Origin of the sequence: Variovorax sp. E3, from assembly GCF_016082275.1 — a bacterium.
In the GTDB taxonomy this organism is placed as follows: Bacteria; Pseudomonadota; Gammaproteobacteria; order Burkholderiales; family Burkholderiaceae_C; genus Variovorax.
The window spans coordinates 25,352-42,586 of record NZ_MOWM01000013.1 but is presented as its reverse complement, the minus strand read 5'-3'; the positions used below and the strand labels follow the sequence as shown (position 1 = coordinate 42,586).

Below are 17,235 nucleotides of genomic sequence, written 5' to 3'. Positions count from 1 at the left end.
GCATACACTTTGCGTGATCATGGGCTCGCGCCCGACCCGGGCACAGACCCACACCATCAGCCAGGCCCACGAGGCCCCGCCATACGGAGACAGACAACATGAATGCACCGCTGCCCGCGCACATTCGCAAGGCCCTGGAAACGGTCACGCTCGACGACAAATATTCGCTCGACTACGGCCGGGCCTTCATGAGCGGCGTCCAGGCCCTCGTCAAGCTGCCGATGCTGCAGCGCCTGCGCGACCAGCAGGCCGGCAAGAACACCGCCGGCTTCATCAGCGGCTACCGGGGCTCGCCCCTGGGCGGCTATGACCAGGCGCTATGGAAGGCCAGCAAGTTCCTCAAAGAACAGAACATCGTCTTCCAGCCGGGCGTGAACGAAGAGCTCGCCGCCACCGCGCTCTGGGGCACCCAGCAACTGGGCTTCTCCCCGCAGGGCACCAACAAGTTCGACGGCGTCTTCGGCATCTGGTACGGCAAGGGCCCGGGCGTGGACCGCTGCTCCGACGTGTTCAAGCACGCCAACATGGCCGGCACCACCGAATACGGCGGCGTGATCGCGGTGGCCGGTGACGACCACATCTCCAAGAGCTCCACCGCCGCGCACCAGAGCGACCACATCTTCAAGGCCTGCGGCACGCCGGTGTTCTTTCCGACGAGCGTGCAGGAAATCCTGGACCTGGGCATTCACGCCTTCGCGCTGAGCCGCTTCTCGGGCGTGTGGTCGGGCATGAAGACGATCCAGGAAATCGTCGAGTCGAGCGCCACGGCCATGATCGACCCCGAGCGCGTCGAGATCGTCATTCCCACCGACTTCGAAATGCCGCCCGGCGGCCTGCACATCCGCTGGCCCGACCATGCGCTGGAGCAGGAAGCCCGGCTCATGCACTACAAGTGGTACGCCGCGCTGGCCTACATCCGCGCCAACCGGCTGAACCACAACGTCATTCAGGGCCCGAACGACCGCTTCGGCATCATGGCCAGCGGCAAGGCCTTCAACGACACGCGCCAGGCGCTGCTCGACCTGGGCCTGGACGACGCGGCCTGCCGGCAGCTGGGCATCCGACTGCACAAGGTGGGCGTGGTGTGGCCGCTCGAGGCGCAGCTCACGCGCGAATTCGCCACCGGCCTGCAAGAGATCCTGGTGGTCGAGGAAAAGCGCCAGGTCATCGAATACCAGCTGAAGGAAGAGCTCTACAACTGGCGCTCCGACGTGCGGCCCAACGTGGTCGGCAAGTTCGACGAGGGCGAAGGCGCCAGCGCCGACGGCTACTCCGGCGGCGAATGGTCGATGCCCAACCCGACCGCGCACACGCTGCTGCGCGCCAACGCCGACCTGAACCCCGCGCTCATCGCCAAGGCGATCGCCGCGCGCCTGAAGAAGACCGGCCTGCTGGCCGCGGCCGGCGCCGACATGGCCGCGCGCATCGACGCGCAGCTCGCCATCCTGGAGGCCAAGGAGCGCTCGATGGTGGTGCAGCAGGCCTCCTCCAGCGTGGCCGACGCCACGCGCCAGCCGTGGTTCTGCTCGGGCTGCCCGCACAACACCAGCACCGTGGTGCCCGAAGGCTCGCGCGCGATGGGCGGCATCGGCTGCCACTTCATGGCGACCTGGATGGACCGCTCCACCATCGGCTTCACGCAGATGGGCGGCGAGGGCGTGCCGTGGGTGGGCCAGCAGCCCTTCACGACCGACCAGCACATCTTCGCGAACCTGGGCGACGGCACGTACTTCCACAGCGGGCTGCTGGCCATTCGCCAGAGCATCGCGGCGGGCGTGAACATCACCTACAAGATCCTCTACAACGACGCGGTGGCCATGACCGGCGGCCAGCAGGTCGGCGAGCGCCCCGAAGGCCACTCGGTGCTGCAGATCGCCGAGAGCCTGCATGCCGAGGGCGCGAAGAAGGTCGTGATCGTGACCGACGAGCCCGAGAAATACGAGGGCGTGAACATTCCCGGCGACCACGTGCAGGTCAAGCACCGCGACCTGCTGGACGACATCCAGCGCGAGTTCCGCGCCCTGCCCGGCACCACGGCCATCATCTACGACCAGACCTGCGCCACCGAGAAGCGCCGCCGCCGCAAGCGGGGCACGGCCGTCGACCCGGCCAAGCGCGTGGTCATCAACGAGCTGGTGTGCGAGGGCTGCGGCGACTGCAGCGTGCAGAGCAACTGCCTGAGCGTGGAGCCGCTGGAAACCGAGTTCGGCCGCAAGCGCACCATCAACCAGAGCAGCTGCAACAAGGACATGAGCTGCCTGAAGGGCTTCTGCCCGAGCTTCGTCTCGGTGGAGGGCGGCCAGCTCAAGAAGAAGGGCAAGAACAAGGCGGCCACGCCGGCCGAGTTCGGCCTGCTGGGCGAGCCGGCGATTCCGTCGCTGGCGGGCGGCAAGGTCTGGGGCGTGGTGGTGGCGGGCGTCGGCGGCACCGGCGTGATCACCATCGGCCAGCTGCTGGGCATGGCCGCGCACATCGAGGCCAAGGGCATCGTCACGCAGGACGCGGCGGGCCTGGCGCAAAAGGGCGGCGCCACCTGGAGCCACGTGCTCATCGGCGACACGCAGGACGACATCCGCACCACGCGCGTGGGCACCGCGGCGGCCGACCTGATCCTGGCCTGCGACCCGCTGGTGACGATCAACGGCGAGACCATGGCGCGCATGCGCGAAGGGCGCACGCACGTGGCGCTCAACAGCCACAGCTCGCCCACCGCCGCCTTCGTGCGCAACGCCAACTGGCAGAACCCCGAAGACGCCTGCGCCGCCGAAATTGCGCGCGCCGTGGGCATCGACGGCATGGGCACCTTCGACGCCGACGCCGCCGCCACCGTGCTGATGGGCGACAGCATCTACGTCAACCCGATGATCCTGGCTACGCCTGGCAGAAGGGCTGGATCCCGCTGGAGCACGAGTCGCTGATGCGCGCCATCGAGCTGAACGCCGTGGCCGTCGAGAACAACAAGACGGCCTTCGAGTGGGGCCGCCAGGCGGCCGTGCGCCCGGACGAACTGCAAAAGCGCGTGCGCCCCGGCCAAGTCATCGAGTTCAAGAAGCGCGAATCGGTCGAGAGCCTGGTGGCGCGCCGCGTCGAGTTCCTGACCGGCTACCAGAACGCCGCCTACGCCGACGAGTACAAGCAGTTCGTGGGCAAGGTGCAGCGCGCCGAGGCGGCCGTCGGCAAGAGCACGGCGCTCTCCGAGGCGGTCGCGCGTTACCTGTTCAAGCTGATGGCGTACAAGGACGAGTACGAAGTCGCCCGCCTGCACACCGACCGCACGTTCCTCGACCGCGTCGAGGGCATGTTCGAGGGCGACTACAAGCTCAACTACCACCTGGCCCCGCCGCTGATCGCCAAGAAGAACAGCAAGGGCCAGTTGCAGAAGCAGAAGTTCGGCCCCTGGATGCTCACCGGCTTCAAGCTGCTGGCCAGGCTCAAGGGCGTGCGCGGCACGGCGCTCGACATCTTCGGGCGCACCGAAGAGCGCAAGACCGAGCGCGCGCTGATCGGTGAATACCGCGCCAGCATCGACGAAGTGATCGGCGCGCTGCGCGCCGACAACCACGCGCTGGCACTCGAAATCGCCAGCCTGCCCGAGCAGATCCGCGGCTACGGCCACGTGAAGGAACGCAACCTGGCGGCAGCCCGCACCCGCTGGAACGAGCTGCTGGCCAAGTGGCGCAATCCGCAGGCGCAGCGCGTGGCGGCCTGATTTTTCAGGCGCGTTTCTCGCTCGGTTCATCAGTCAGTCAGTCGAGGCCCCGGGCCGGCTTTGCAGCCGTGCCCGGGCCGACTGCAGCGCTTCATGGATTTTTCGCTCGAACACCTCGCGCGGTGGCAGCACCGTCAGATATTCCGCGACATGAATGCCTGACTTGTCCAGCTCCAGCAGCTCGATCTGCTCCTGCTTCTTGCCGGTGCACAGGATGATGCCCATCGGAGGCGCGTCGCCCGGTTCCTGGTCATGCCGCGCCAGCCAGCGCAGGTAGAGCTCCATCTGTCCCTTGTATTCGGCGCGGAATTCACCGAGCTTCAGTTCGATGACCACGAGGCGGCGCAGCTTGCGGTTGTAGAAGAGCAGGTCGATGTAGAAGTCGTCGCCGTCCAGCTGGATGCGCCGTTGCCGCGCCACAAAGCTGAACCCGGCGCCGAGTTCGAGCAAAAAGGCTTCGAGTTCGCGCAGGATGGCGTCTTCGAGGTCTTTTTCCAGGTGGCGATCCTGCAGGCCCAGAAAGTCGAGGACATACGGGTCCTTGAGCAGCACCGCCGCTTCGGTCAGGTGCGGGCGGTTCAGCCCGCCGAGTTCCTGCCGGATCGCCGCTTCGGGCCGGTGCGACAGCGCGGTGCGCTCGTAGAGCAGCGAGTTCACGCGTTCGCGCAGCGTGCGCACGCTCCAGGCCTCGAGCTGGCACATCTGTGCATAAAAGTCGCGGGCCAGTGCGTCCCTGACCGGCAGCAGGACGAGAAAGTGGGTCCAGCTCAATTGTCGTATCAGCGATACGACAATCTCTTCGGACGGAAACACCTCGGCGAACTGCATCATGCGGCGCAGGTTCTTCTCCTCGAAGCCGCGGCCGTAGTCGGCCGCCAACTGTCGCGACAAGGAGGCCACGATCTCCTCGCCGTAGCCCGCCCGTTGCCCGCCAAGCACCTCGGTGCGGATGCGCTGGCCGATGCGCCAGTACATCAGCGTCAATCCGGCGTTCACGGCGGCGGCGGCCGATTGCCGTGCCTGCTCTATGAGTTGTCTCAGCTCGGCCAGAAGCGGCTCGGACGAGGCCGCCCCCTTGCGGGCGACGGCGGACGGCGCGCCGCCCCGGTTTGTGCTGTTGGGCTTGTTCATCGGACTCCCTGCGTGATTTGTTCTGCGGGAGAAATTCTCTGGCGAGGCTTCGCCGCGCCGGCACGGGCAAGTCTGGGGCGAGGCAAAACAGTCCCCATGTCGGCAATAGTTGCACGATCGCTATAAAAAACGTAGCAACAGAGGCGGTCGCCGAATCCGCGAAAGCCCTCCCCACCCCGCCGGATAAGCGCGTGGAGCCGTCACCCGCGCCGAATACAATGCCCGGTGCTGTGCGCGGCCAAGCCCCGCCGAGCTTTGACTTGCGGCCCTATCCCCATCGTGGCCGCGAAGCCATGAGGAGTGGCGGGACCGGCCCGCCTTCCTCTCGTTTTCTCTTCCCTCTGCTGGAGACTCTCTTGTTCATTTCCTCTGCTTTCGCCCAGACCGCGCCCGCTGCAGCCGGCGGCGGTGACATGTTGTCCTCGCTCGGCAGCATGCTGCCTCTGGTGCTGATGTTCGTGGTGCTGTATTTCGTCATGATCCGCCCGCAAATGAAGCGCCAGAAAGAAGCGCGCGCCATGATCGAAGCGCTGGCCAAGGGCGACGAAGTCGCCACCGCCGGCGGCGTGCTCGGCAAGATCACCTCGATCGGCGACCAGTACCTGGGCCTGGAAATCGCCAACGGCGTCGAGATCAAGATCCAGCGCAGTGCCGTGGTGCAGGTCCTGCCCAAGGGCGCCGTCAAATAAAAGCGTGAGCTGAACCTTGCGCTTTGCGGCGCAGGGCCCCAAGTCACGCCGTGTTCCGTTTCTGAAAAGCGCTTTCACATGAACCGTTACCCGGTCTGGAAATACACGATCATCGTGATCGTGTTGCTCGTGGGGCTCATCTACGCCCTGCCCAATTTCTTCGGCGAGGCGCCTGCCGTGCAGGTGTCGGCCGCCAAGACGGTCGTCAAGGTCGACGCCGCCACCCAGACCCGGGTCGAGGAGGCGCTCAAGGCTGCCGGCCTCACGCCCGACCTGATCACCCTGGACGCCACCTCGCTGCGCGCCCGCTTCGGCACCACCGACGACCAGCTCAAGGCGCGCGACGTCCTGCAGCATGCGTTGGTGCCCGACGCGAACGACCCGCCGTACACGGTGGCGCTGAACCTGGTGTCGCGTTCGCCCAAGTGGCTGACCTCGCTGCACGCCTTCCCGATGTACCTGGGCCTGGACCTGCGCGGCGGCGTCGACTTCCTGCTGCAGGTGGACATGAAGGGCGCGATCGACAAGAAGGCCGAAACCTTCGCCAGCGACCTGCGCAGCGCCTTCCGCGACAAGAGCATCCGCGGCACCTCGGTCAGCCGCAACGGCCAGACCGTCGAGGTGACCTTCCGCGACGCCGACTCGCTCGAGGCGGCCAAGCGCATCATTCAAGACCAGTTCACCGACCTGAGCACCACCGACAGCCAGGACGGCGGCAACTGGCGCCTCACGGCCACCATCAAGCCCGAGGCGGCCCGCCGCCTGCAGGACGCGGCGCTCAAGCAGAACATCACCACGCTGCACAACCGGATCAACGAACTCGGCGTGGCCGAACCCGTGATCCAGCAGCAGGGCCTGGACCGCATCGTCGTGCAACTGCCCGGCGTGCAGGACACCGCCAAGGCCAAGGAAATCCTGGGCCGCACTGCCACGCTCGAAATGCGCATGGTGGACGAAAGCGCCGAAGGCCGCTCGGCCGAACTGAGCGGCGGCCCCGTGCCCTTCGGTTCCGAGAAATTCCTCGACCGCCAGGGCCGCCCCGTGATCGTGAAGAAGCAGGTGCTCGTCACCGGCGAGAACCTCACCGACGCGCAGCCCGGCTTCGACCAGCAGAGCAACCAGCCCAAGGTCGACCTGACCATGGACGCCAAGGGCGGGCGCATCATGCGCGACGTCAGCCGCGAGAACTACAAGAAGCGCATGGCCATGCTGATCTTCGAGAAGGGCAAGGGCGAAGTGCTCACGGCCCCGTCGATCAACGGCGAACTCGGCAACCGCTTCCAGGTTTCGGGCTCCATGACCGTGGTCGAAGCCAACGACCTGGCACTGCTGCTGCGCGCCGGCTCGCTGGCCGCGCCGATGGAAATCATCCAGGAACGCACCATCGGCCCGACGCTGGGCGCTGACAACATCGAAAAAGGCTTCAAGAGCGTGATGTACGGCTTCCTGGCGATCATGGTCTTCATGTGCGCGTACTACGCACTGTTCGGCCTGTTCTCCTCGATCGCGCTGGCCGTCAACCTGATGCTGCTGGTCGCCATTCTCTCGATGCTGCAGGCCACGCTCACGCTGCCCGGCATCGCGGCCATGGCGCTGGCCATCGGCGTGGCCATCGACTCCAACGTGCTGATCAACGAGCGCGTGCGCGAAGAACTGCGCAACGGGGCGTCGCCGCAGGCGGCCATCCACGCGGGCTACGAGCGCGCCTGGGGCACGATTCTCGACTCCAACGTGACCACGCTGATCGCGGGCGTCGCGCTGCTGGCCTTCGGTTCGGGCCCGGTGCGCGGCTTCGCGGTGGTGCACTGCATCGGCATCGTCACCTCGATGTTCTCGGCCGTGTTCTTCTCGCGCGGCCTCGTGAACTTCTGGTACGGCCAGAAGAAGAAGCTCAAGACGGTGTCGATCGGCACGGTCTGGCGGCCCAAGGGCGACGGCGTGGCTGTGGCTGAAACGAAGTAAGAGGCAGCCATGGAATTCTTCCGCATCCACAAGACCATCCCGTTCATGCGCCACGCGTTGGTGCTGAACATCGTCTCCTTCGTCACCTTCGCGCTGGCGGTGTTCTTCCTGTTCCATCGCGGGCTCCACCTGTCGGTGGAGTTCACGGGCGGCACGGTGATGGAGGTGGCCTACGAACAGTCGGCCGACATCGGCAAGGTGCGCGACGCCGTCACCAAGCTCGGCTACCCCGAAGTGCAGGTGCAGAACTACGGCACCTCGCGCGACGTGCAGATCCGCCTGCCGGCCCAGAAGGGCATGAGCTCCGACCAGCAGAGCGCGCAGGTCATGCAGGCGCTGAAGTCGGTCGACCCGTCGGCCACGCAGCGCGGCATCGAGGTCGTCGGCCCGCAGGTCGGCGACGAGCTCACCACCAACGGCATCAAGGCCCTGGCCATGGTGGTCGTCGGCATCATGATCTACCTGGCGTTCCGCTTCGAGTGGAAGTTTGCGCTGGCTACCGTGCTGGCCAACCTGCACGACGTGGTGATCATCCTGGGCTTCTTCGCCTTCTTCCAGTGGGAGTTCTCGCTGGCGGTGCTGGCGGCGGTGCTGGCGGTGCTGGGGTATTCGGTGAACGAGTCGGTGGTCATCTTCGACCGGGTTCGCGAGAACTTCCGCCGCTATCGAAAGCAGTCCACCAGCGAAGTCATCGACAACGCGATCACCTCGACCATCAGCCGCACGATCATCACCCACGGTTCCACGCAGCTCGTGGTGCTGTCGATGTTCTTCTTCGGCGGTCCGACTTTGCATTACTTTGCGTTGGCCCTGACCATCGGCATCTGTTTCGGCATTTATTCTTCCTGCTTCGTGGCCGCCGCCATCGCGATGTGGCTGGGTGTGAAGCGCGAGGACCTCATCAAGGGCGGCCCGCCCAAGCGCGACGGAGAATCCGAGGACGATCCGAACGCGGGCGCCGTCGTCTGACGGATACTTCAGGTTGGAACCAAGCGGTGGCGGCAAGGGCCGCACCGCGGTTCCCATGCAACGCCGGGCACTCTCCACACTTGTGCGGCGACGCATCCCGATGCAAGCTCGCGGTTGTTGCTGACGAACCAACCACCCTGGCCCTTTCGACTTTTCAATGAGCATTGCGCGGTCCGCTTCTTCCCTGCAGCTCGCTCGCGAGACGCGTGAGCGTTTCGTGCTGGCCACGGAAGGTGCGATCGCGCCGCTGGCCCGGGCCATCCGGGACCGGCTGACCGCCGTGGCCTCCGAGGCCGGCAACGCCCGCGCCATGCAGGAGCACCGCGACGACTTCGTGGCGTTCCAGGGGCAGGGCACGCAATGGGTGTCGCTCGCGCAGACCGGCTGGCGCAAGGCGCTGGTGGGCTCGGGCGGCAGCGCGGCCGCCACGTCTTCGGCGCTGCGCCTGGAGCTCATCGGCGACGAGGAGGTCGAGAGCAACATTCTTTCGTCGCGCCTGGCGCAGGTGATCCACGACAAGGCCAGCTTCGAGCTGAGCGACCTGCGCCTGCGCATCCAGCACCTGGAAGGCAGCACCGAACTGGACGCCCGGGACGTGCTCAAGCCCGAGACGCTGGCCAAGCTGCTGGTCGAGCAGTGGCTGGCCGCCGGCCTGAGCCGCGGCATGTGGACCCGGGTGCAGGACACCGTGCAGCAGGCGCTGGTCGACGTGGTCGTCAAGGCCTACCAGAACGCCAACGTCTTCCTCGTCGCCAACGGCGTGATGCAGGAAATCGATCTCAAGAGCTTTGTGCGGCGCACCGGCAACGCGGGTGGCGGCGCGCAGGGCGGCCCGACCACCTCGCCGAGCGGGTCGATGGCCCGCGACAGCAGCATGGCCGGCGGCCCCCACAGCGCGCAGCGGCCCGGCTTCGGCTTCGACGGTTCGCAGCAGGGCTCGGCGCCCTCGACGGTCGTGCCTTCGTCGTCGACCACGGGCGGCTCGCCCCTGATGATTGCGCGGCAGCGCGCGCAGACCGCGCTGCTGAGCCTCAAGCGTTTCGTGACCGCGCGCATCGGCGGCGACGCGGGCGGCGGCAACGGGCAGAACCAGGCCGTGGGCGCGGAAGGCCGCGCAACCGGCGGCGGTGGTGGTGCCGGCAGCGGCAATCCGGGCGGCGGCACGGGGGCGCCGCGCGTGTTCTCGCGCACCTTCGCCGGCGCCATCGCCGACGCCGAGGTGGCCTACCGCATGGCTGCAACGCAGTTCATGGACGGCGCCGGCGAGCAGGCCACGCTGATGCAGCAGACCGCGGTCGACCTGCGCAAGCGCACGGCCGAACTCAAGAAGCGCGCCCCGACCACCGCCGACAAGGCCACGGTCGAGATCGTCGCGCTGATGTTCCAGGCCATCCTGGCAGAGGAGCGCATTCCTTTTTCGGCGCGCGTGTGGTTTGCGCGCCTGCAGATGCCGGTGCTGCGCGTGGCCATCGCCGAGCCCGAGTTCTTCGGCACCCTGCAGCACCCCGCGCGCATGCTGATCGACCGCATGGGCTCATGCGTGATGGGCTTCGACGCCGCGGCCATCACCGGCAGCGCGCTCGAAGGCGAGATCCGCCGCGTGGTGCAGGTGATCGAGCAGTACCCCGAAACCGGCCAGCGCGTGTTCAAGCTGGTGTTCGACGAGTTCGTTGCCTTCCTCAACCGCTACCTGACGCAGAGCGACACCACGCAGCGCGTGATGAGCGTGGCGCAGCAGGTCGAGCAGAAGGAAACGATGGCGATCCAGTACACCATCGAGTTGCGCAAGATGCTCAACGACATGCCGGTGCGCGACGAGATCCGCGAGTTCCTCTTCAAGATCTGGGCCGAGGTGCTGGCCATTGCCGCGCTGCGCTACGGCGCGCAGGGCGAGCAGACCGTCATGCTCAAGCGCGTGGCCTCCGAGCTGGTGTGGGCCGCGAGCGCCAAGCCCAACCGCACCGACCGCGCGCGCGTCATCCAGGACCTGCCGCAACTGCTGCAGCGCCTGCGCCAGGGCATGGCCCTGCTGGGCATCGTCGACGAGCCGCAGGAAGCGCACATCAAGATCATCGGCGCCACCTTGTCCGACGCCTTCCTGTCGAAGACCGAAGCGATCCCGCAGGCCAAGATCGAGGCCATGGCCGAACGGCTCACGCACCTGGAAGACTTCGTGACCGACGTGAGCGGTTCGTCCGACCTGCCGCTGGATGCCCACAGCATCGAACTGCTGCTGGGCGTGGACGCCGCCTCCATCGAAGTCATTCCCGACGCCGCCGGCGCCAAGGTGCCCGAGGACATGCTGGCCTGGGCGCACGAGTTGCAGGTGGGCAACTGGTTCATGCTCGACCACAACGACCGCGTGAGCCAGGTGCAGTTCGTGTGGCGCAGCGACCGCAAGCAGCTGCACCTGTTCGCTTCGTCGGACGGCCGCAGCTTCCTGATCCAGGCCGGGCGGCTGGCGACCTACCTGCAGGCCGGTCTGCTGGTGCCGGCCGAGGAAGAAACGCTCACGGTGCGCGCCACGCGCGAGGCGCTGGCCAAGCTGGACGCCAACCCCGAGCGGCTGCTGAACTAGCTAGCCAGCGCAGGCTAGTTAGTGGGCCGTGCGGCCTTCGCGGCTCTCGCACAGTTCGTCGAGCACCAGCGCATCGGGCTCGATGCCTGTGCTCCAGTGCACCATCAGCACGATGATCTTCAGCTCGTCGAGCGCGACCGGATCGCCCGGCGCGGCCATGGCGCGCTCGACCACGATTTCGCGCATGTCGCCGGGCAGCACGTTCGACGATTCAAGAAAGCGGATGAAGCCCAGGCACTCGGCGCCCAGGTGGTCCTGCTCGGCTTGCGAGTAGACGCGCATGGCGTCGTCCGATTGGGGCAGGGCGGGTTCGGGGGGCGCGCGCAGGGTGACGGTGGCGGTGGCCGCGTCATCGGCGTCGTGCTCGATCTGCATGCCTTGCGTTGCAAGGCTCAGGCCGTCGAGCCAGTGAAGGGCTTCGCGGATTTCGTCTGCCTCGAAGCCGTGCGCGCTGAGCTTGCGGCCCAGCTGTTCGGGTTCGGGGCATGCATCGCCGCGCCAGTAGTTCTCGTAGACAAAAACAAGTACTTCGAACATGAGCCCAATATAGCCCACGTTTGTGCAACCCGGGTCAGGTCGATGCCATTCGTTGAAAGAGTCCGCCTGGCAGCCGTGAGATATGGCCGTCCAGCTCGAGCTCGAGCAGCTTGGCCTGCAGCGCCCCGGCGCTCCAGCCGGTGCGCGCGCTCAGCGCGTCGAGGCTGACCGGATCGAAGCCGAGGGCCTCCAGCAGCGGTTCTTCTGGGGACGAGGCCTCGTCTGTTTCGCGCTCCGCGGTCGATGCGGACGACGCACCGGCGGCCGCGCCATTGGTGCGCAGCGGCGGCAGCTCTTCAAGGATGTCGTTGACCGACTCCACCAGCTTGGCGCCCTGGCGGATCAGCGCATGGCAGCCGCGCGATTGCGGCGAGTGGATCGAGCCCGGGATCGCGAACACTTCCTTGCCCTGCTCCGACGTGAGCCGCGCGGTGATCAGCGAGCCCGACTGCAACGCCGCCTCGACCACCAGCGTGCCGCGCGCCAGCCCGGCGATCAGCCGGTTGCGCTTGGGAAAATTCTGCGTGAGCGGCGGCGTGCCCAGCGGCAGCTCGCTCACGATCAGGCCCTGCAGCGTGATGCGGTGCGCAAGGTCGCGGTGCCGCGCCGGGTACACGCGGTCGAGCCCGGTGCCGACCACGGCCACCGTTGCAAGCCGCGGCGCATCGCCGGCCGCGTCGAGCGCGCCCTGGTGCGCCGCGCCGTCGACGCCCAGCGCCAGCCCCGACACCACCGGCAGGCCCGCCTCGCCCAGCGCCCGCGCGAAGCTGCGCGCGTTGGTGGCGCCCTGCGGCGTCGGGTTGCGGCTGCCCACCACCGCGATGCTCTGGCCGAGCTGCGTCAGGTCGTAGTCGGCGGCGCCAGCACGTAGAGCATCAGCGGCGGGTCGGCCATTTCGAGCAGCGAGGCCGGGTAGCCGGCATCGCCGAGCGTCACGAGCCGGCGCGAGGCGCCGTTGTCGTGGCCGTGCAGCCATTGCCAGGTCTGGTCGAGCTGGGCCTGGAGGTTGGCGGGCGGCTGCTGGAGCGCCTCGGTCTGTGCGAGCGAGACGACCTCACGCAGCGCGTGCGCCGGCTGCGCAAAAACGCGCTCGGGCAGGCCAAAGGCCGCAAGCAGGCGGCGTGCGGTGCCATCGCCGATGCCCGGCGTCAGTGAAAGTCGCAGCCAGCCTGCGAGTTCGGCGCGTTCCAAACGAATGTGCGAGAGAGCCGGAACCGCAGGTCAGGGATTGACGAGGAAATCGCCGGCGCGCGGAGTGTCGTTGATTTCGAGCACCAGCGCGTAGGACACTTTCTCGAAAGTGCGGAACACCATCAAAAGGCCGATGCGTTCGTTCGGCAGCTTGATGGTTTCCTTGCGCGTGCCGGTGCGGTCGAGGATGGTCTCGCCGTTCTTCAGGATGGCCAGCACATGGCCGCTGTCGATGCCGTCGCGCGTGCCCTTGTTGATGGCCACCACCTGGTTCTGCGCCGCGAACTGCACCGCATTGCCGTAGACCGAGATGATGCGCCCGTCGATCTGCGTCGACGGCGCGCGCGGCGCGTAGCTCAGCAGCTGGCGCGGCGGCTCGGGCAGCAGGCGGTCGCCGGCGCGCATTTCCTCGCGCGAAGCCACGATGTCGATGGTCGCGGGCACCACCGTGATGACGTCCTTGTCCTCGACCGTCTCGATGGTGGTCGACTCGCCGCGCTGCAGCTGGGCCTTGCCCAGGTACTGCGCCTCGTAGCCGAGGATTTCGCCCGTGCCCGGGTCTTTCAGCGGCGTGGCGTTGCGGAAGATGCGAAAGCTCTGCACCGGGCCGGGCGCCTCGACCAGCGGCGTGCCGGCGTTGCCGCGGGCATAGGCACGGTCGCCGCGCGACAGCAGCACGCGGTTGTCGTTGCCGGCCACGATGCGCGGCGCGGCGTCGAGCGTGCCGGCATCGACCACGATGGGCTCGCTCAGGAAGGGCTCGATGATGCTCGGGTTCAGCGTGGGCAGCGCCATGCCGGCCAGCGAGTCGAAGCGGGTGCGCGGCGACAGCTTGATGGTGCCGCCGTCGCCGCTGAAGCCGCCGCGGCGGGTGGTCAGGCGGGCGCGGCCGCCGCTCTTGTCCAGGTAGAGCACCTGGCCGGGGTAGATGCGGTGCGGGTTCGCGATCTCGTTGATGTTCATGCCCCACAACTCCGGCCAGCGCCAGGGGCGCAGCAGGTACAGGCGGGAGATGGCCCACAGCGTGTCGCCGGGCTTGACGGTGTACTCGTCGGGCGCCTTGGGCGACAGCTCGCTCAGCGGCACGCCGGCCTGGGCCGTCTGCTGGGCGGTGGCGCGTTGCTGCGGCGTGACCGGGTAGTTTTGAGCCCAAGCCGTCGTGGCGCCGCAACTGCCGAGCACCGCCAGGGCGGTCAGCGTGGCAAGAAAGGGGGAGCGCTGGCGTTCAGTGGATCTGAGCTTTTTCATGTCTGGATGGGTGAGCACGCGACGTATCGCTGCGCATACGAATCTCACAATTTGCTACGAATTCTGCGCTGAACCCCTTGGCAGGGCAACGTTTTCGGCCGTAAGCGGCCCGTCGCGTCGCGGAATTGGCGAAAATAGCCACAACTTCCCCCCGATTTCATGGCCAAACGAATCATTCTGAGTTACCCGGACAAGCGCTTGCACACGGTGGCCAAGCCGGTGCAAGGCGTCGACGCGCGCATCAAGGCCCTGGTGGCCGACATGCTGGAGACCATGTACGACGCCAACGGCATCGGCCTGGCGGCCACCCAGGTCGACGTGCACGAGCGCCTCGTCGTCATCGACGTGTCCGAGGAGCGCAACGAGCCCATCGTGCTCATCAACCCCGAAATCACCTGGGCCAGCGACGAGCGCGTGCTCAACGAAGAAGGCTGCCTGTCGGTGCCCGGCATCTATGACGGCGTGATGCGCTCGACCTCGGTCAAGGTGCAGGCGCTCGACGAGAACGGCGAATCGCGCACCATCGAGGCCGAAGGCCTGCTGGCGGTGTGCATCCAGCACGAGCTCGACCACCTGCTGGGCAAGGTGTTCGTCGAATACCTGTCCCCCCTGAAGCGCAACCGCATCAAGAGCAAGCTGCTCAAGCTGCAGCGCGAAGAGCTGCGGGAACGGGCCTGAACATGACCACCGAGCGCGGCCACCGCACCCTTGCCGCCCTGGCGGTCTTCGCGGTCGCCGCCCTCGGGCTGGCCGGCTGTGCCAACGAGCCCACGCGCGTGCAACCCGGCGCCTCCGCCGCCGAAACGCTGCAGCGCCTGGGCGCGCCCACGGGTCGCTACCCGCTCAACGGCGGCGGCGAGCGGCTGCAGTACTCGCGCATGCCCGCCGGCTTCGAGGTGACGGACATCGACGTCGATGCCGCCGGCAAGGTCGTCTCGGTGACGCAGGTGCTCAACGAGGCGCGCTTTGGCCAGGACATCAAGGTCGACCAGTGGCGCCAGAACGACGTCATGGCCTTCTACGGCCGCCCCTATGAAATTTCGCGCGTCAGCTCCTTCGACGGTGCCGTCTGGACCTGGCGCTACAAGGCCGTGAACGAGCGCCGCATGCTGTACATCTACATCGATCCGACCGGCGTGGTCCGGCGCTATCACACGGGGGACGATCTCGAGCTCGATCGGATCCGCGATTGAGCCGGCTGCGCGTCGTTTTCGCGGGCACGCCCGAGTTCGCTCGCGTCGCCCTGGAGGCCATTGCCGCCGCTGGCCATGACATCGTGCTGGTGATGAGCCAGCCCGACCGCCCCGCCGGCCGTGGCATGAAGCTGCAGGCCTCGCCCGTCAAGCAGTGCGCCGTGGCCAACGACTGGCCCGTGGCCCAGCCGCGCAGCCTGCGCCTGGACGGCAAGTACCCCGACGAAGCTTCCGCCGCGCGCGACACCCTGCTCGCGGCAAGGCCCGACGTGATGGTGGTCGCCGCCTACGGCCTGATCCTGCCGCAGTGGGTGCTCGACCTGCCGGCGCACGGCTGCCTCAACATCCACGCGAGCCTGCTGCCGCGCTGGCGCGGCGCCGCGCCCATTCACCGCGCCATCGAGGCCGGCGACACGCAGACCGGCATCACCATCATGCAGATGGACGCGGGCCTGGACACCGGCGACATGCTGCTGCGCGAGTCGATCGACATCGGCAACGACAGCACCGCGCGCCTGCACGACCGGCTGGCCGAACTGGGCGGCCGCATGATCGTCCAGGCGCTGGCCGGCCTCGGCGCGCTGACCCGCACGCCGCAGCCCGCCGAAGGCATCACCTACGCCCACAAGGTCGAGAAGCACGAGGCGCTGATCGACTGGGCCCAGCCGGCCGACGCCATCGTGCGCCGCATCCGCGCCTTCGACCCGTTCCCGGGCGCAACAGCCCGCTCGACGGCGAGACCATCAAGTTGTGGGCCGCGCAAGCCGGGCCCGCGCAGGCCGTGGCCGAGCCGGGCACCCTGCTGTCCGTGTCCGACGAAGGCGTCACCGTGGCCGCCGCCGCTTCGACGGCCGTCACCGTCACCGAACTCCAGCGCGCGGGAGGCAAGCGCCTTGCCGTGGCCGATTTCCTGCGCGGCTTCGACCTGAAGCCCGGGCAGGTGTTCGGCTGATGTTCTTATCGACCGCCATTCGCAGCCGCCCCGAATTCCGGACCGGCGTGCGCGACATGTCTTCCGTGGCGCTGGGCATCGGCGCCTGGGGCCTCATGACCGGCGTGGCCATGGTCAAGTCGGACATGAGCGTGATCGAGGCCGTCGCCATGACCTTGCTGGTCTACGCGGGCAGCTCGCAGCTCGCGGCCATTCCGCTGCTGTTCGCGGGCGCGCCGGCCTGGGTGATCCTGGCCACGGGCTTCTGCGTGAACCTGCGCTTCGTGGTGTTCAGCCTGCACCTGCGCCCCTACCTCATGCACATGCCGCGCTGGCGCCGCATGCTGCACGGCTACCTCACGGCCGACATGAGCTACGCGCTCTTCACCAGGCAGTACCCCCAACCGCCGCTGACCATTGCCGAGCAGGAGTCGCAAGAGGCCTACCTCACCGGCAACTACTTCGTGACCTGGTGCGCGTGGATGGGCATGAGCCTGCTGGGCATCGCGCTCGCCAACTTCATTCCGCAGAGCTGGGGCCTGGGCTTCGCGGGCGTGCTGAGCCTGGTGGCCATCGTCTGCTCGATGGCGACGACGCGGCTGCGCGTGCTGGCCGCGCTCATTGCCGGCGCCACCGCCGTGGCCGCCTACGCGCTGCCGCTGAAGCTCAACATCGTGGTCGCCATCGGCGTGGCGGTGCTGCTGTGCTTCTGGCTCGAAAAGCAGTTCGGGCTCGACCCCACGGCGGAGGACGACAAGTGAGCGGCACCACCGACCTCTGGACGCTGGGCGTGATCGTCGGGCTCGCGCTCGTCACCGTGCTCACGCGCTGCTTCTTCTTCATTCTCGACCGCCCCTGGGGCCTGCCCGAGTGGGCGCACCGCGCGCTGCACTACGCGCCGGCCGCCGCGCTCGCGGGCGTGATCGCGCCCGAGATCGTCATGACCCAGGGCCACCTGATCACCACGCTGCACGACGCCCGCCTGTATGCGGCGGTCGTGGGCGCGGCGTACTACTACTGGCGCCGCGGCGTGCTCGGCACCATGCTCGCGGGCATGGCGGTGTACCTGCCGCTGCACCTGGGCCTGGGCTGGTAGC

The 17,235-nt window shown here is 67.6% G+C and carries 11 protein-coding genes and 3 pseudogenes; 10 read left to right on the top strand and 4 right to left on the bottom strand.

All coding sequences use genetic code 11. From position 1 onward, the window contains the following. The first annotated feature begins 98 nt into the window (after window positions 1–98). A pseudogene (locus BMG07_RS07545) lies at window positions 99–3,709 on the top strand (indolepyruvate ferredoxin oxidoreductase family protein). A gap of 33 nt (window positions 3,710–3,742) precedes the next feature. Here the strand turns inward: BMG07_RS07545 and BMG07_RS07540 are convergent. Next, window positions 3,743–4,840 (bottom strand): YhcG family protein, encoded by a 1,098-nt coding sequence (locus BMG07_RS07540; protein WP_198084029.1) that lies wholly within the window; start codon window positions 4,838–4,840, stop codon window positions 3,743–3,745. A gap of 356 nt (window positions 4,841–5,196) precedes the next feature. Between BMG07_RS07540 and yajC the strand changes: the two genes are divergently transcribed. The 4 genes from yajC (at window position 5,197) to BMG07_RS07520 (ending at window position 11,038) form a co-directional block, all read left to right on the top strand. Continuing rightward, window positions 5,197–5,529, top strand: coding sequence for a preprotein translocase subunit YajC (yajC, locus tag BMG07_RS07535; protein ID WP_198084028.1), 333 nt, complete (start codon window positions 5,197–5,199; stop codon window positions 5,527–5,529). 78 nt (window positions 5,530–5,607) lie between these two features. After that, window positions 5,608–7,491, top strand: a complete 1,884-nt coding sequence (gene secD, locus BMG07_RS07530) for a protein translocase subunit SecD (RefSeq protein WP_198084027.1) — start codon at window positions 5,608–5,610, stop codon at window positions 7,489–7,491. A 9-nt stretch (window positions 7,492–7,500) separates the two neighbouring features. Next, window positions 7,501–8,460: a protein translocase subunit SecF gene (gene secF / locus BMG07_RS07525; RefSeq protein ID WP_198084026.1), complete on the top strand. Its 960-nt coding sequence runs from the start codon at window positions 7,501–7,503 to the stop codon at window positions 8,458–8,460. Between the two features lie 157 nt (window positions 8,461–8,617). Then, window positions 8,618–11,038, top strand: a complete 2,421-nt coding sequence (locus tag BMG07_RS07520; RefSeq protein ID WP_198084025.1) for a DUF1631 family protein — start codon at window positions 8,618–8,620, stop codon at window positions 11,036–11,038. Between the two features lie 18 nt (window positions 11,039–11,056). Here BMG07_RS07520 and BMG07_RS07515 read toward each other — a convergent pair whose 3' ends face one another. The 3 genes and pseudogenes from BMG07_RS07515 to BMG07_RS07505 form a co-directional block, all read right to left on the bottom strand. Further along, window positions 11,057–11,575 carry a DUF494 family protein gene (locus BMG07_RS07515; protein ID WP_198084024.1) on the bottom strand — a complete coding sequence of 173 codons (519 nt, stop codon included), beginning with the start codon at window positions 11,573–11,575 and terminating at the stop codon, window positions 11,057–11,059. 34 nt (window positions 11,576–11,609) lie between these two features. Continuing rightward, window positions 11,610–12,766: pseudogene (gene dprA / locus BMG07_RS07510) on the bottom strand (DNA-processing protein DprA). A 30-nt stretch (window positions 12,767–12,796) separates the two neighbouring features. Continuing rightward, window positions 12,797–14,014, bottom strand: a complete 1,218-nt coding sequence (locus BMG07_RS07505) for a LysM peptidoglycan-binding domain-containing protein (RefSeq protein WP_198084023.1) — start codon at window positions 14,012–14,014, stop codon at window positions 12,797–12,799. A 159-nt stretch (window positions 14,015–14,173) separates the two neighbouring features. Between BMG07_RS07505 and def the strand changes: the two genes are divergently transcribed. From def to BMG07_RS07480, 5 genes and pseudogenes are all read left to right on the top strand, one after another. After that, window positions 14,174–14,692, top strand: coding sequence for a peptide deformylase (gene def / locus BMG07_RS07500; RefSeq protein WP_198084022.1), 519 nt, complete (start codon window positions 14,174–14,176; stop codon window positions 14,690–14,692). 2 nt (window positions 14,693–14,694) lie between these two features. Continuing rightward, window positions 14,695–15,207 (top strand): hypothetical protein, encoded by a 513-nt coding sequence (locus BMG07_RS07495; protein ID WP_198084021.1) that lies wholly within the window; start codon window positions 14,695–14,697, stop codon window positions 15,205–15,207. 5 nt (window positions 15,208–15,212) lie between these two features. Then, window positions 15,213–16,159, top strand: a pseudogene (gene fmt / locus BMG07_RS07490) (methionyl-tRNA formyltransferase). Continuing rightward, a complete protein-coding gene (locus tag BMG07_RS07485) occupies window positions 16,159–16,899 on the top strand; it encodes an AzlC family ABC transporter permease (protein ID WP_198084020.1) in 741 nt (246 codons plus the stop codon). Before fmt ends, BMG07_RS07485 begins: the two are co-directional and overlap by 1 nt. Beyond that, window positions 16,896–17,234: an AzlD domain-containing protein gene (locus tag BMG07_RS07480; protein ID WP_198084019.1), complete on the top strand. Its 339-nt coding sequence runs from the start codon at window positions 16,896–16,898 to the stop codon at window positions 17,232–17,234. Before BMG07_RS07485 ends, BMG07_RS07480 begins: the two co-directional genes overlap by 4 nt. The last annotated feature ends 1 nt before the right edge of the window (window position 17,235 follow it).

Coding starts and splice junctions, on each gene's coding strand:
- BMG07_RS07515 (WP_198084024.1), bottom strand. CDS start 11,575: ATGTTCGAAGTACTTGTTTTTGTCTACGAGAACTACTGGCGCGGCGAT.
- BMG07_RS07495 (WP_198084021.1), top strand. CDS start 14,695: ATGACCACCGAGCGCGGCCACCGCACCCTTGCCGCCCTGGCGGTCTTC.
- secF (WP_198084026.1), top strand. CDS start 7,501: ATGGAATTCTTCCGCATCCACAAGACCATCCCGTTCATGCGCCACGCG.
- BMG07_RS07485 (WP_198084020.1), top strand. CDS start 16,159: ATGTTCTTATCGACCGCCATTCGCAGCCGCCCCGAATTCCGGACCGGC.
- def (WP_198084022.1), top strand. CDS start 14,174: ATGGCCAAACGAATCATTCTGAGTTACCCGGACAAGCGCTTGCACACG.
- BMG07_RS07540 (WP_198084029.1), bottom strand. CDS start 4,840: ATGAACAAGCCCAACAGCACAAACCGGGGCGGCGCGCCGTCCGCCGTC.
- secD (WP_198084027.1), top strand. CDS start 5,608: ATGAACCGTTACCCGGTCTGGAAATACACGATCATCGTGATCGTGTTG.
- BMG07_RS07505 (WP_198084023.1), bottom strand. CDS start 14,014: ATGAAAAAGCTCAGATCCACTGAACGCCAGCGCTCCCCCTTTCTTGCC.
- BMG07_RS07520 (WP_198084025.1), top strand. CDS start 8,618: ATGAGCATTGCGCGGTCCGCTTCTTCCCTGCAGCTCGCTCGCGAGACG.